Consider the following 14386-nt stretch of genomic DNA (forward strand, 5'->3'; position numbering starts at 1 on the left):
TGTATAATAATTAAAAAGTTCTTCTTAAACTCTATTTAATCAAAAAGATGCTTTTTAAAATCTGTTACTTCTTTTTCATTAACATTTTCATCTAAATCATCCCCGAATAGGCCATCTAGAGATTTTTTGCTTTCTGAAGTATTGACTGTACCACTCTTAAACCCAGCAAATAAATCAATATCTTCGTTTCGTTCTTGATCCTCTAATTCTTGTAGTTTATTAAATTCTACTACCATTTGAGTAACCCGATCAGTAGGTAATGGTAAACCAGCAAATACAGCATAAAACGAAACATTGGAACCCTTTATTTCATTGGATTGATAAGTAGCAATTGGTTTCTCAAGTGCTGTAGGAGAAACTTTATTAACTAATCCTTCCATTGTTCTCGTGAATTCAAAGGTAAATAATCTTTTGGCAACAGCAGAGTCAGTTAAAACACTTACTGCGAGTCTTTTTGCTTTATTTAAGTCATAGCCACTTGATAGAACACCTTCATTAATAAGGATTTCTAATCTCTGAGCGTATGATAAATCTTGTGAAGCATCTATAGCTGCGGCTTTTTCAGTAAACCTTGCAAAATGTAAGAGTCCTGGAGTTTTGATCAATTTTTCGAACTCTGAGCTATCAAAATGATACTCACTTGTCGGTAGGTAGCTCGCAGTAACTGTGTTTAATTCATGTAATGCCTCAGCAACGTATTTATTAGAAAAATCAAGATACTCAGAAACTAAAGAATTTGGTTTTGATTCACTAAATTCTTTAAATAACTTTTCGTTATCAACCAGAAGCACAGGTCCTAACCCATCCATGAATTTATTGATTTTTTGTAATCGTTGTATTGCATTGTCAAGAACAGTCTTTCCTTCTTTTAATCTTGGTAAAGTTAAAATCATGCCAAATTTCCCATCAAAACCTGCTTTCAATAGAGTTTGAATTGCTAAGATTACGGCACCTGTACCAGTTCCACCACCTAAGCCAGCAACTAACCAAACATAATCAACGTTTTTAAATTGCATTTTAGCTTTCTCAAGTATTTTATCAGCGTCTGCTTTATATATAGATTCACCAATCAATATATCTCTACCTGCCCCTTTGCCAGTACCAATTAGCATTTTTGCTGTATTTTTATTTACAGGTTGGACTTTAGCAAGATCGATCTCATTTGAATTAATGAGTAGAGCTGTATAAGGGAAGTTATTATTCTGAATATTGGTTTTTATGTCAGCACAGGTAGCAGCGATTGATGTACCTCCCATCCCAAGTCCAAGAAATCCGAATTTTAAGCTAAGTTTTTTCCCACTTTGAATTAATGTTGAATTCGTTGTTTCTATCATAATTAATCCCTCCATTGAACATTTTATTTAGTTAGTTTCTATTTATCATTTTTTTTTCTGACTTATAATTGAGTAATTTTTTCCCTAAATCAGTAATTGAATACATTCTTATTCGACCTAATATCTCTACATTAACTAATCCGGCACCTTCTAATCTTGCCGTGTGAATATCAAGAAAGTGGCGGGATGGGATTAATAATTCAGTTGTCGATAGCCCTTTTTCTGATTGTCTTTCTGCATATGCTTCATTAGCCATGTCATTTAAAAGAGCTTTATTAATGGGCTTCCCTGCTTCAAAGAGAATGAATAAAAACCATGTACTTTCTTCACTTAAGTTATTTTCAAGGATTTCCAAGAAGTCTTTTTCATGCAAAAATTGTCACCACCATTCCTATTGATTAAATAATTTCCGCAATAATAGCTGCATATATTTAATGTATTATTTCATCTATTATTTCCGCAATACATTTTGTATAAATCAATAATACCCAACAAACGTTTATATATCAAGATATATTATTGATCTAGTTGTCGACTTCACTATTTCATAAATAATAGAATCTATTATTGCATCAATAACTGTTTCGATTATTGCTGCAATAACTGCATTAATTAAAATTTAATTAAAAATTAAAGACACTAATTTCAATAGAGTTTATTTAATCTCTTTAAAATTGGACCATTTTAAATTAATTTTTTTACATATTTTAATAATCGGATTAAAAATTAATTAAGGATTAGATACGGAGGGCGTGTAATAAGTACAGTAAAACTTCTGAGTAAAGGAGAAATTACAATTCCAGGAGAAATACGAAATATACTTAAATTAAAACCAAAAGAAACTATAGTTTATCTACTAAATGTACACAAGGAAGTTGGGTTAGTGAAATTGGAATACACTAAATAGTAAATCAATTGTGACTGATAAAGGACAAGTAACTATTCCAAGTAAAATAAGAGACGACCTTAAATTGGAAACTGGTGATTTTCTTATATTTAGTTTTGTTAATGAATCTATATTTATAAGAAAAGAAGGTCAGATGGTCCCTTGTTGTGCTTGTAATGCAACTGGTCAATATGAGGATTATGGATAACCATATTTTATTTGTGATCAAACTTCTTATATCGAAAAACATAAAAATGGTATTTTTTTTATTGAGCCTTCCAAGTTTTTGATTCCAAATGACATTGCTCTGAATGAAATGTTAGATTTATTTGGAACTGATGAAGCGAAAACAATTGTAACTGAATGGTTTTGATTTAAAAGAACAGTTTAACGATAGAGTTTTAGTCATTTGATTCTCTAATCACCAAGTGACTGAGGCATTCGGAAAGAGGCATTCAGCGGGACTCATATAAAACCAATAACGAAAAGGGTTCCGCTTCGCTCCAAGAGCGAAAGTAAGTAGCTAAGTAGGAAGTGTATTTAACGGGGAGCAAATGGCCTTCACCTCCTATATTTTTTGAAAGCCTTTCTCTCAGAAGACGTCATAAATGCAACTTGAGATAACTAAAGAATCATGCTAGTATTTTTATGTAACTTAATAGTTCCGAGAACAACTCGAACACAAATTAACTCTATGGATTTCCATATGAGTTTGTTATGTGTTCGAGTTTTTTTCGTTTTAGGAGGTGAGATAGTGAGAGAAAAAGCAGTTTATAAGTTATCTAAAAGCAACAAGTACAACAGTGCATTACTTTACCAACACGATATTGTTTTATTGGAGCAATTAGCAATCCATCGATTAATGCGAGCTAGGGATGTCATTAATTTATTGGAATGTGCAAGGGAGCTAGAAGGTGTTCCAGCCCCCACAAAAAACGCGATTAGTAAACGATTACGAAGACTAGTAGCAGCTGGGATATTGGTGTTGGAGCAAGATGATGCGATGATCTTGCAAGGAATGAGATTTAATAGCTACTTTTATCGATTGGGATTAAGAGGGTATCGTGCATTAAAGGAGTTTACAAACGACAATACACTTAATCCTGAATCTGCTTATGCAGCTGCGCAAAAGTTATCAATTCCGAAATTGCATAATCAGGCCGCTTCCACTTTGGCAAATGAAATATACATGCACTTTCTAAAATTGCAATATGAGGGGAAGATTACCGAAGTACCCTTGGTATTAAGAGGAGGAACACACGAAGCATTTAAAGATCATCGAAACGAAAAATATCGAGTTCCAGTACAGCCAGATTACGTAATTGATTTTAAAGGGACATTAATTGCAATTGAAATGGATACAGGAAATCAACGAGGTACAGCTAATGCTGACAAGGTGAAGCAATATAGTAAATGGCTGAATAATCATTCTAAAGCCAATTATAAAAAGCTCATTATACTCTTTGCTGTTATGGATGAAAGTGTAGCTCCTTTAGTTGTGAAAGACAGAACGAGACGTGTTGTTACTTTAAGAGATCGAACTGGTATTCAGTATGTAGACTGGATGAATGATTCAAGAATGGGTGTATATTGTGCACTTTCAATTTTTGCTAAGGAGCTTATTGGTAACTGGATACAAGGGATAAGTATGGCCAATTCATCTGAACGCAGTTTTTTTGTATCACAATGGTTTGGTTATCTAGCAGGTTGTGTGAAGCCAGAAACTATGTTTTTGGAGACAGTTACTAACGAAGCATATAAACCAATTAGTCGTAATTGGGACAGGCAATGGGAAGCAGATGAGTACATGTATCTGAAAGAGAAAGAGAAGAAAGCTAGACATTTTTTAATTCTCTATGTGGACTCAGGTTCTTCAGTAGAATATAAACGAATCATAGCAAATATTGAACGTGTGAAATTAATCAATGATTCTGACTTGACGAATTTAACCGCTAGCTTGTTATTGGTTTATTCCAGTGAAATTGAACGACAGCTTGATTGTGTAGGTCAATTAAAACAATTGGATGTGCCTGTCTATTCAACAAGCTCTGAATTATTCCATGAAATGTATCAAAAAGAAGCACAAGTAGAACAAATACTTGAATTACCGCTTCACTTGTTAAGTAAACAAAGCTAGGACCTTCAGTAGGAAAGGAGGTATAACTTGTACCGAACAGATAAAATAGGCAATGTGGCTGAAATAGACGAGGATGAGGTAGAAGACTTAATTGAGGCAGAAGATGAAAAAACTGATGCAAGACAATCGCGCAAGAACAAGTGGTTAAAACGTTTACCTTTAATAACTGTCTTTACGTTCTACGCCATTACAGTTTACTTTTTACTTTGGAGTTGGATCAAGATCGGGTCAATGGCCATTTCTCAGTATATGGGGAAAGAGATTTTTCTAGTGCCATTATTATTTGGGCGAACAATGGGTATATCACTTCGTTGGATACCGTTCATTACAATTATCAGCATTTTTGGATGGTTATTGAGTACCCGTGTTCCACTATTGAAAGGGAAATTTTCAAGATTAATATTATTTGGCACCGTTTTTATTACAAATACAGGCTTGGCAATAGGATATGGAATGACAAAAATTCAGAACTACATCCTTCCATTTTTCTATGTACGAGTTTCCCGTGTTATTGATGCAAATGATGCCCTAAATAAAGTGCTATTTGAACAAACCAGTGGCTTTTTCTTTATGCTCCTAATGATGCCGATTATTTTAATACTCTTCATTGGCATGTTTATCTTAACAAAGTACAGACAGCATGATGAAGATCTTAAAAAAGCATTTTTCACTTATGAATGGACAGGAGAAAGGCTAAGGAAATTTGAAAGGTTAAGTAATATTGATGACTCGGTTGTGCCGCTTCCTGACATTGAGTTAGGGATTGAGGTAGAAAAAGGAGAAATGGTTACAATTCCAGCGATGGACCGAACACTCAATACTAATATCAATGGTAGTATTGGTACAGGTAAGAGTGCTGCTTTAGGGAAACCGATAATCAATCAAGACTTAGGCCACTTCACTCGATTTCTTAATGATTACTATAAAATAAAGAAATATAAGAACTTTAAATCAGAAGAGATTTTGGGTAGATATTTGAATGGTATATCGATAATTGAACCGTCCAATGACCTGTGTCAAGATGTTTACAAATTAGCTAAAGCACATGGGATTCCAGACGAAGCGATAACCTATATTGACCCAACCAATCCAAATACGCCTGCTATTAACGTCATGCAAGGACCAACGGATAAAGTAGCTGAGGTTTTTGCTCAAGTAATTTCAGGTTTATCGGATAGTGGTGGTGGCGGGAGTTTCTACTTTGAACAAGCTCAACGTAACCACTTAAAGCACCATATCTATTTACTAAAAATGCATGATCCAAATAAGGATGTTACCTTTGATATGCTGCTGGATATGTATAGTGACACTAAAATTGTGAGACAGATGCATGTGCAATTAAAAGCTAGATTTCCAGATGGCTATGAGAATATTGACAAAAATGAACGTAGGGATGAATATAACTACTGGCAAATTTTAAAGAACATTGATAAATGGTTTGATACAGTAATTGTTCCTCTTAAAGAACGAGTTGGAAATAGTATGCAAGTAGTCACTGATGATAATGGAGACATTGTTTATGTAGATACTAAAGAGGATAGGGTTGATGGGTTAAGAAATATCCTAAATGATATTGGAGCCAATCCTTTAATAAGACGTGTTCTTTTCGGACCTTCCAAGTTCAATTTCGATGAACATATGGGACCAGGAGGAGGTTTATTACTTGTAAATACAGCTAAAGGGGAATTAGAGGCTTTAGGTAGTGTCTTAGGTAAAATTATTTTAATGACTTTACAGAACGCTACATTCAGGAGAGCACCTAAAGTATCAGCGTTTCATCATATCCTTATTGATGAAGCTCCTGAATACTACTACAGTTCATTTGCTACTTTCCCAGCACAATCACGAAAGTATAAAGTAATCATTACTACTTTACAGCAGACATTAACTCAATTAAAAGGTGCTTTTGGTGAAGATTACATGAATACAGTAGTCGCTGCCATGCGTAACCGAATGGTGTATGCAGATGTATCAAATTTTGATGCTAAATACTTCTCGGACATGTTTGGAGAAAAGGATGTATATAGAGAATCAGAATCTGAACAATCTGTATCGCCAATGCAAGAAAATCCTGTTTCTAGAAGCGGATCAACATATTCAAAAGTTAAAGAGGCCGCAATGAGTGCAAGTGATATCTTGTTTCAAGAGGCATTTGAATGTGCTGTAAAAGTAGTTGTAAATAATAAGACTATGCCTGTACAAAGAATACAAGCTAATTTTGTCCCTAAAGAAGATTTTATAAAATCGAGTATTCAGGTAGATGCAAAGGCAGCTAAAAAGTGGTTGAAACTACGTGGTAGTGAGACACTAAAAGTAGATGAGTTTGGTATTGTGTACTCGTCAGAAGATGAAGTTGATACACCGCTTCCAACAACTGATGAAAAATTAGAGAATGCAATGGTACTATCTTTGTTAAATGAAGAAGATGCAGCTGAAATAGAGCGTGCTTTACAAACACCAACTCCAACCCGACCGTCTAAAAATCAAATTCCAAATCATGAACCTCAGCAGACAATTATTGTTCCACAAGCTGTAGTAAATAGAGATAAAGAAGAGCAGGCCATACCTTCAGTGGAGAGGAAAAACATTCAAATAAATGGAGCTGTGCCTGTGGTTGTTAAGAATGCTGAGGAAGAAATTCAGAAAGAAAATGTATGTGAGGAAAGAGAGGGTACTGCTATTAAAAGTATCACGTCAAAGGCTGCTCACCAGGGTACTGAAACCACTTTAGAAGTGGTAGACATAAGGCAGAGAGTGAAGCTCACAGAACCAGCACAGTTGATAACGTCCACCACAACACAACCTGAACTCGAAACAGTAGATATTGCTGTTCCTCGTAGGCGAAAAGCTAATACAGCAGCAGAAGTTTTATCAGACTCAGAATCAACAATTGATTATCGAGTAGATCTAGTTGATGAAAAGACTGAGAATTTTTTAAATTCACTTGCTGAAACTGCAAATGAAGTCAATAAACAGTAAAATTAGAAAAATAAACTTGCAATCTTGATTTTCAATCAAGTATTATGTAAATATCCAATAATAAATTGGTACCAGATGGAATACATTAGCGGAAAATTCCAAATCATAAAACCTATAAAACAATATATGAACAGGGAACACCCCTTTCAATGCAAACACACGTAATCTGACGTGTCGTTTGAATTGGGGGTGTTCTTTTTTGTTTAGGTATGGTTTACGAATAGGTATCTAGGTACTGCCGAACGGAGGAGAGGAATGGGTGTATTAGACATTGATTTAGGAATTGACCTTGTCAATGAAGAACCGATTACACTGTCATTTGCAAACAGACGACTAAGCACTCTAATTAAAGGCCCGAGTGGGTGCGGGAAGAAAGTTAAATTTCTAATACCCATGATTAAACAAGACTTAATGGCCCTCAACCATACCTACAAATACTTTGAGAGTGGTGGCGAGCATTTAAACGGCTTAACCATTTTTGAAAACAATATTCGATTAGGCAAAATTGCTTTAGAGTTAGCAAATGTCTACGGCTTGCCTAAAGGTGCCATAGCGGTTATTGATCCTAGCAATCCAGATACCGCTTCAATTGATTTAATGCAAGGGGAAGCGGATGAAGTAGCAGAGGCTATGATGGAGTTAGTCAGTCAGCTGTCAAACAGTGCAACGGAGGAAAAATATTTTGTAGAACAAATTCAACGTAATCATCTTAAACAACATGTTTTTTTACTCAAGATGCATGCACCAGAAAAAGAGGTAACCTTAGATATGCTACTGGATATGTATAAAGAGCCACACACAGTCCATGAAATGCACATGCAGTTGAAAGGGCGTTTTCCGAACGACTTTGAAACCATTGACCGCATAGAGAATCGTGAGGAATACAACTACTGGCAATTACTAAAGTTTTTAGACCGCTGGTTTGATAGTGTTATTGTTCCAAGTTCGAATAGAACAACCACTCGCTATATGGATGAACAAGCTTTTTATACAAATGGATTACGTGAAACGCTTAACTATATAGCAAGTAATGAAATGATTCGTAAAATTTTATTTAATGATGTAGGATTCAGTTTTGACAAACATCTTGGTCAAACTGGTGGGGTGCTACTTATTAATACAGCGAAGAATACTTTTGGTGAACTAAGTGATGTTATCATGACTCGGAAAATTTTCATCATTTACTCATTGATGATTTTTTAGACTTTTGGACAAACAGCTTTATTAGCGCACATTATTTAGCCAGAAAGAAAGGGCTTATTATTACATGTTCAACAGATCGTGAAGTAGTAGCTTTGGAAAAATTTGATAGAGGTTATGCTACAAGGTTTCAAAATAAAATTGAATTCGACATTAAGGAATATGGTATTGAAACACCATGGAAATGCCATGTACAGCAAATAGAAAAAGGTACTTCAAAGGTCTTCTATTTGAAATAAAAATCAAAGAAAGAGGTAATGTAAATGTCTATTGAAAACGAAACATTCTTACAAACACAAGCTGGAAGTGAAGGTGGAGCGGGAACTATAAATGGGGAACATGATGTGCATCATGGTGAACAAACTGTAGATGCACAAGATCAACCTACTGAGAAAGAATTATCATTAATCCAATCATGGAGTAATAAAGAGCAACTTGAAGAGCTTGTCAAAATGGAGCGCTATAGACAGCGAGTAAAAGGAATCGTTCGTACAATTAAATACACAGAAACACGAGAAGTTGTCGATGGCAAGTATGTGCCTGTTAGGAAGGATATTCTTGTTATTGCTTTACCGAATGGTGTAACAGGATATTGTCCAGCAGAGCAGTTTGCAGTACGTGAATATAAAGGATATATCCGTTTTATTGGTCAAGCAATTGAATTTTACATTGACCGGATTGACATGAGTAGTCGCATCCTAGTACTGAATGGTAAGAAAGCGCAGCAGGTTATGATTGAAGAATTGTGGGATCAATTAGAGATTCTTCAAGAAGAAAACGCATTACGTACTCACAAATTTAAAGCCATAGTAAATGGAGTTAACGAAAATACTCAAGTAGTTCACGTACGTGTCCACGGTAAAGATTGTTTCATTACAGCTTCTGAATGGTCATGGAATAGACGTGATTCTTTAAATGTAATAACAGGAGAAGAAATCGATGTCATTGTACGCCGCTTCGATCGCGAAGGTGGATTAGTGGAAGTTTCTCGGAAGCTAACGTTACCAGACCCATATGAGTTTTTAGAAAAGTTACAACCAGGTGATCTGATAGCAGGTAAAGTGTCTGACGTTGATCCAATTCGAGGGATTTTTGTAGAATTGGAGAGTGGTCTGGATGTAAAAGCGGGCCGTGTTAAAGAACTAGAGGAACCAGTAGCGGGGGAAATAGTACGTTGTCGTATAGTGGAGCGTATCACTAGACGAGGTAACGGAGAAGTGCAGGGACGTGTTGTGATTATCGGATACCCGAATGGAAAACTAACACGTAGAGACTTAGGCGGTTTTTTATTTAACTCATGACAAATCAAGATGCACCCATTATTCAAATGAAAACGTTCCCTCGTGAGGATGGTTCACTTTCATTGTGGGACCATCCCAGCTTTAGTTCATACAAAACTACACCCAAAACAGCACATCGTCCTACAACTTCATTAATGGATAGCATCTCCTATACGTCTAGGTGGAATCAGGATTTTTATCAAGACCGTCTAACCATTTTAAAAGTAATTGGTGACGCTATATGTGCGAATGAGAATCAGTTAAGAAGGTATATGGCATTAGCAGGATTTACTTCTTCACAAACAAGTACACACATTCGTTATTTGCGAGATAGAGGCTTTGTCGATAGACATAAGTGCTTTATTGCTGATTATTTAGATGATGAGGGGCAACCCATTTCATTAAAAAACCCAGCTCCGATTACACTTGGTATCGGTGGATGGTATTTAATGAATCATTTTTATAGTGGTCAATTTTTTGCAAAGCCAGACATGTGGTTTCAGCAAAATGGTAGTGCAGCGATTCAACGTTATGTGGCATTAAATGAAATCCGTTGTGCTGGTATTGAAGCTCAATTTATTACAAATTGGCGTTGGTATCCAATGGTAGGATCCAGTGTTCATACAAAAAAGCCCTTTGCCCTTATGCAGCTGGGTCAATTAACTGAAGAGTATGATGAACGCTCTTATATGTTGATTGAAAGAGCCCAAATGAGCCAGAAGTTTATTGAGTTCTTACGTACAAGGCTTGAAGAGTATCGTAAAATATATCAAGAGTTTGGTTATTTAAAGGTAGCAGGAGTTGATAAAGAAGCGGAAGTACGTGTCATCTTGTCAGTATCTAGTTTTCTAGTAGCCAAAGCACTACATAACAATATAGGCTTACATAAGTACCCCTTTGATGTTTGGGTGCTTGTGGATGAATGGTTTGATACTGGTGAGCCAGAGGCAATTACAACCGCTTTTGCTATGCCTAATGTTGCTAATGACGTAACCCAATTACAAAGAATACGACTGAATACCTAACCGACATTATTTTACAAAAAGTGTGTTGACACTATATTTGGTTATATGTTACATTTTATTCATCACTTGAACTCAAAGGTTTAACTTAAAAACTTTTTGATTACTTATGTAGTAGTGAGTAGTTAAATTGTAAGTAAACATTGAGCGAAAGGGCGGCTTCGGTCGCCTACTTATCATATACATTAATTTAAATTAAATATACAGAATGGGAACACCCCAATCTTTTGTTGACGACTGTTATCACAGACGTTTATTAAAGATTGGGGTGTTTTTTGTTTTTAAGTATCTATCTGGAAGGAGGATTAATCGATGTCAAATACAACAAACAATTCTGTATTACTGGCGATAGCAGAGGCTACCATCTCTAATGCTTTAAGAAAGTATTTAAAAAGTATCGGATTTGATGTGATAGAGGATGAAGTACTTCATCGAAAATATTTGCACGAGAGTGTGGAATTAAAAGCACCAGGTCTTGTGATAATTCACGATTACTACTTACCATCAGAGTTTGATTATGACAAGAAGGCCAAGGATCAGGAAATGCTTCAAATGATTGAGGATTGGCGGTTAATGTACGACCAATCAGTACGAGTTGTTTACTTGTGTGTCCGAGAACGATCAGATCCTTTTTTAGGCCAACTTGTAGCAAGAAATGTCTTAGATATATTCCATGAACAATCCATCCAGCTTGAAACATTTAATCAATTATTGGAACCTCCCCGCTTCTCAAATGTGAGGAAATTCGGGACGGGAAATTTAGAAATTGAAGAAATGCTTAAAGATGAAGTGGTGAATGAACCTGTAACTGAAGAGGATGGTGGTCATGGACAAATTACATCTGTATTACCTGATGAACATCAATCAACGCTGACATCAAAATCAACTGAGCGTGGTGAAAACCATTCGACTATGATGGAGCGGGCTCAGCAGGCATCCCAATCAGTTAAGGGGATTGTAGAGAATATCAAAGATAAGATTCCTAAAAGAGATATTGATAATTCTGAAAGCGAACAGTTCAAAGAAATGTTGGACTTGTTGCCATTAAGTATTTCAGAAGTAACAGCCCAAAGAGCAACGGTAATTGGAACTGTATTGATAGCCGTGGCTGGCGTAACAGCCCATTTAGGATCTACACACACATCATTAACGATTGCTCGCTACCTAGCCCAGTTAGGACATACGGTTGCCGTGATAGAACTGAATTATTCAGAGGATTTTGATCGCATACATGCTGAGTATGAGGGAGAAAAGCAATATTTAAAAAAGGATTCTTCTTTTGATATTAATGGCATCACACACTTTAAATACCGAGAAAATCTAAATTTAAACACACTATATTCCGCATTCGAATATGTGATTTTAGATTACGGAGATTTAGAAGAGGCAGCAGCCTTTACTGAAGAATTTAAACGAGCTCACGTACGCTGTGTAGTTTGTTCGGCCGATGAATGGAAGATCAAATGGATTCATGATTTCATGACATTTAATCAGTTAGAAGTAACAGATTGTGTACTCGTTGTCCCAAATTGTGGTCAAGAGAAAGTAGACGACTTAAAAGGACGACTTGACTATATGGACATTTTTGCCATGCCAACTTTGGATTATCCATATGAGATTTCTAAAGAAGCGGAATCAACAGTAAAAGACATTCTTGGTGATTTCATTAAGAATTCATCTTTATCTGTGTTCTCTCGGAAGGCGATGATTGCCATGGGTGCTATAAGTGCCTGTATCACAGCTTTAGTGCTCACCGTTGTTAAATTTTTATCTTAGTCCAGGAGGGCTACATAGTGTTAAGGAGGCTCAGTAAAGAGTGGGTATACGATTACGTACAAAAAAATTGATTTACTCGGGTTTAGCAGGGGCTGGTATTATGCTCCTTTTAAGCTCAACTGGCGGTTATCTAGCCTATAACAAGATGGAGGAAAGAGAAATTGCTCTTAAGCGAGAGTACAAGGGGAAAATGGAAGCTTTGCAGCTAGTAGCTGATCAAAGTGAAAATGCTTTAGCACTTAATCAAGACGTTGCAAAGGGTGAGCAGATTACAGAATCGATGCTTACAGAAGTATATGTTCCTGAAGGTGCTGCAGCAGGAGACCGCTTCTTGCTAAATACTTGGGAAGCGGCAGGAGATACACCCTACTTTGCAAAAACAGACCTTACTGCCAACACGCTTTTAACAGAATCTATTGTTTATGCAGAGGAAATGATCACAAATGATATTCGTGAAGGTGAATATTCGTTTATCGAATTACCTAGCAAGCTTGAAGTTGGGAAGTACATAGATATTCGTATTCAATTCCCAACGGGTGATGACTTTGTTCTCTTCAGTAAAAAGAAAGTTAAAGACGCACTGGGTGTAACCGTGTGGTTCGACATCGATGAGGGTGAAATCATGACTATGAGTTCGGCCATTGTGGATGCTTATGAGCAAGGTGCCAAAATCTATGCTTTACCTTATGTAGATGAGCATATGCAACAAAAATCTGAAATGACTTACCCAGTTAAGTTGAACGTGAAGGAATTAATTGAAAAAGACCCTAACATCGTCAATATTGCTAAGTTAAATCTTGAACAGCAAAATCGAGCACGCGTTGAAGAAAACTTAAAGGCACTGGATGAAATCACAAAAGAAAAGATTCGTGCTGGTGAGGCTGCTACGAAAAATGCGTTAACTCAAGATCAGGAAAAACGGTCAGCAGAAGAGCGTATTAATGCTCTTAATGAGCACCAACAACAAGAACAATACGATCTCGTTGGAGGTGGTGAAGGGGGTAGTGAGGAATGAAAATAGTCACGCTATTGGGGACTAAAAATAAAACAGACTTTGCTTTCTATCTTGCGTATGCAATGAAATCTCTAAAGAAGAATGTTTTGATTGTTGATGCAACGAAAGGAAGCCATTACTTAAAGGGCTATTTCCAACCAGATGATTCATATACGACTGAGATATTACACTCATTAGAAAACATAGATGTAGTGTTTGAAGCTACGGATTGGGTTGATGTTGAAAGAAAGCTTAGAAATATGAACACGACAACAACGAACTATGACTGCGTCATCATCGATGTAGATTCAACTGAAGGTATTTTAAAAGAGTGGCCAGATTCTAATATGCTACTGTACATCAGTGACAATGAACGAATTAATTTAGCTGGAGATGTACCGTTATTACATCGATATTTTGATGAAAAGGAAACAAATATGATTCGCCGTATCCATTTTGAATCAGCCTATGCTATTCCATCAGATTACATTGAAACGCTAATGAAAAATCGACCATCGTTTGATGAAAATTCTTTCGGTTTTGATTATGACGAAACGGAAACAAAATTACGAATGATGATGCAGCATGAACATGTCATTCCATTTAACAAATTAAATAAAGCATATAAACGTGTCTTACACGAGCTTTCAAGTGAGTTGTACCAAGACATGCCAATGAGGGATGTAGAAAATCAAACCAAGAAATCTTTCTTTGGGGCTTTTCGTCGCACCAAAGACACTGAAGAAAAAGCATCACAGCACACGATAGGGGGTTAAAC

11 protein-coding genes are annotated in these 14386 nt (G+C 36.2%); 9 read left to right on the forward strand and 2 right to left on the reverse strand.

Annotated features, from left to right (window positions below):
* Window positions 1-35: 35 nt before the first annotated feature.
* Both EW028_RS21095 and EW028_RS21100 read right to left on the reverse strand, forming a co-directional pair.
* Window positions 36-1334, reverse strand: a complete 1299-nt coding sequence (locus tag EW028_RS21095) for a plasmid replication protein (protein ID WP_131522263.1) — start codon at window positions 1332-1334, stop codon at window positions 36-38.
* Window positions 1335-1365: 31 nt separating this feature from the next.
* Window positions 1366-1707: a hypothetical protein gene (locus EW028_RS21100; RefSeq protein WP_131522264.1), complete on the reverse strand. Its 342-nt coding sequence runs from the start codon at window positions 1705-1707 to the stop codon at window positions 1366-1368.
* 544 nt (window positions 1708-2251) lie between these two features.
* Between EW028_RS21100 and EW028_RS26105 the strand changes: the two genes are divergently transcribed.
* The 9 genes from EW028_RS26105 to EW028_RS21145 all read left to right on the forward strand — a co-directional run bounded on the left by EW028_RS26105 (window position 2252) and on the right by EW028_RS21145 (window position 14384).
* Window positions 2252-2428 carry an AbrB/MazE/SpoVT family DNA-binding domain-containing protein gene (locus tag EW028_RS26105; protein ID WP_193767433.1) on the forward strand — a complete coding sequence of 59 codons (177 nt, stop codon included), beginning with the start codon at window positions 2252-2254 and terminating at the stop codon, window positions 2426-2428.
* A gap of 546 nt (window positions 2429-2974) precedes the next feature.
* Window positions 2975-4357, forward strand: coding sequence for a replication-relaxation family protein (locus tag EW028_RS21110; protein WP_193767434.1), 1383 nt, complete (start codon window positions 2975-2977; stop codon window positions 4355-4357).
* A 27-nt stretch (window positions 4358-4384) separates the two neighbouring features.
* Window positions 4385-7336 (forward strand): TraM recognition domain-containing protein, encoded by a 2952-nt coding sequence (locus EW028_RS21115; protein ID WP_131522266.1) that lies wholly within the window; start codon window positions 4385-4387, stop codon window positions 7334-7336.
* A gap of 255 nt (window positions 7337-7591) precedes the next feature.
* A complete protein-coding gene (locus tag EW028_RS21120) occupies window positions 7592-8539 on the forward strand; it encodes a hypothetical protein (protein ID WP_131522267.1) in 948 nt (315 codons plus the stop codon).
* A 260-nt stretch (window positions 8540-8799) separates the two neighbouring features.
* Window positions 8800-9837, forward strand: a complete 1038-nt coding sequence (locus EW028_RS21125; protein ID WP_131522268.1) for a hypothetical protein — start codon at window positions 8800-8802, stop codon at window positions 9835-9837.
* Window positions 9834-10841 (forward strand): hypothetical protein, encoded by a 1008-nt coding sequence (locus EW028_RS21130; RefSeq protein ID WP_131522269.1) that lies wholly within the window; start codon window positions 9834-9836, stop codon window positions 10839-10841. The genes EW028_RS21125 and EW028_RS21130 overlap by 4 nt, the downstream gene beginning before the upstream one ends.
* 309 nt (window positions 10842-11150) lie before the next feature.
* Entirely contained in the window at window positions 11151-12614 is a 1464-nt protein-coding gene (locus EW028_RS21135; RefSeq protein ID WP_131522270.1) for a hypothetical protein, read from the forward strand.
* Between the two features lie 40 nt (window positions 12615-12654).
* Entirely contained in the window at window positions 12655-13629 is a 975-nt protein-coding gene (locus EW028_RS21140) for an SAF domain-containing protein (RefSeq protein ID WP_131522271.1), read from the forward strand.
* Entirely contained in the window at window positions 13626-14384 is a 759-nt protein-coding gene (locus tag EW028_RS21145; RefSeq protein WP_131522272.1) for a hypothetical protein, read from the forward strand. The genes EW028_RS21140 and EW028_RS21145 overlap by 4 nt, the downstream gene beginning before the upstream one ends.
* Window positions 14385-14386: the final 2 nt, after the last annotated feature.

Origin of the sequence: Lysinibacillus sp. OL1 (assembly GCF_004332175.1) — a bacterium.
In the GTDB taxonomy this organism is placed as follows: Bacteria; Bacillota; Bacilli; order Bacillales_A; family Planococcaceae; genus Lysinibacillus; species Lysinibacillus capsici.

Coding starts and splice junctions, on each gene's coding strand:
- EW028_RS21095 (WP_131522263.1), bottom strand. CDS start 1,334: ATGATAGAAACAACGAATTCAACATTAATTCAAAGTGGGAAAAAACTT.
- EW028_RS21120 (WP_131522267.1), top strand. CDS start 7,592: ATGGGTGTATTAGACATTGATTTAGGAATTGACCTTGTCAATGAAGAA.
- EW028_RS21125 (WP_131522268.1), top strand. CDS start 8,800: ATGTCTATTGAAAACGAAACATTCTTACAAACACAAGCTGGAAGTGAA.
- EW028_RS21130 (WP_131522269.1), top strand. CDS start 9,834: ATGACAAATCAAGATGCACCCATTATTCAAATGAAAACGTTCCCTCGT.
- EW028_RS21135 (WP_131522270.1), top strand. CDS start 11,151: ATGTCAAATACAACAAACAATTCTGTATTACTGGCGATAGCAGAGGCT.
- EW028_RS21145 (WP_131522272.1), top strand. CDS start 13,626: ATGAAAATAGTCACGCTATTGGGGACTAAAAATAAAACAGACTTTGCT.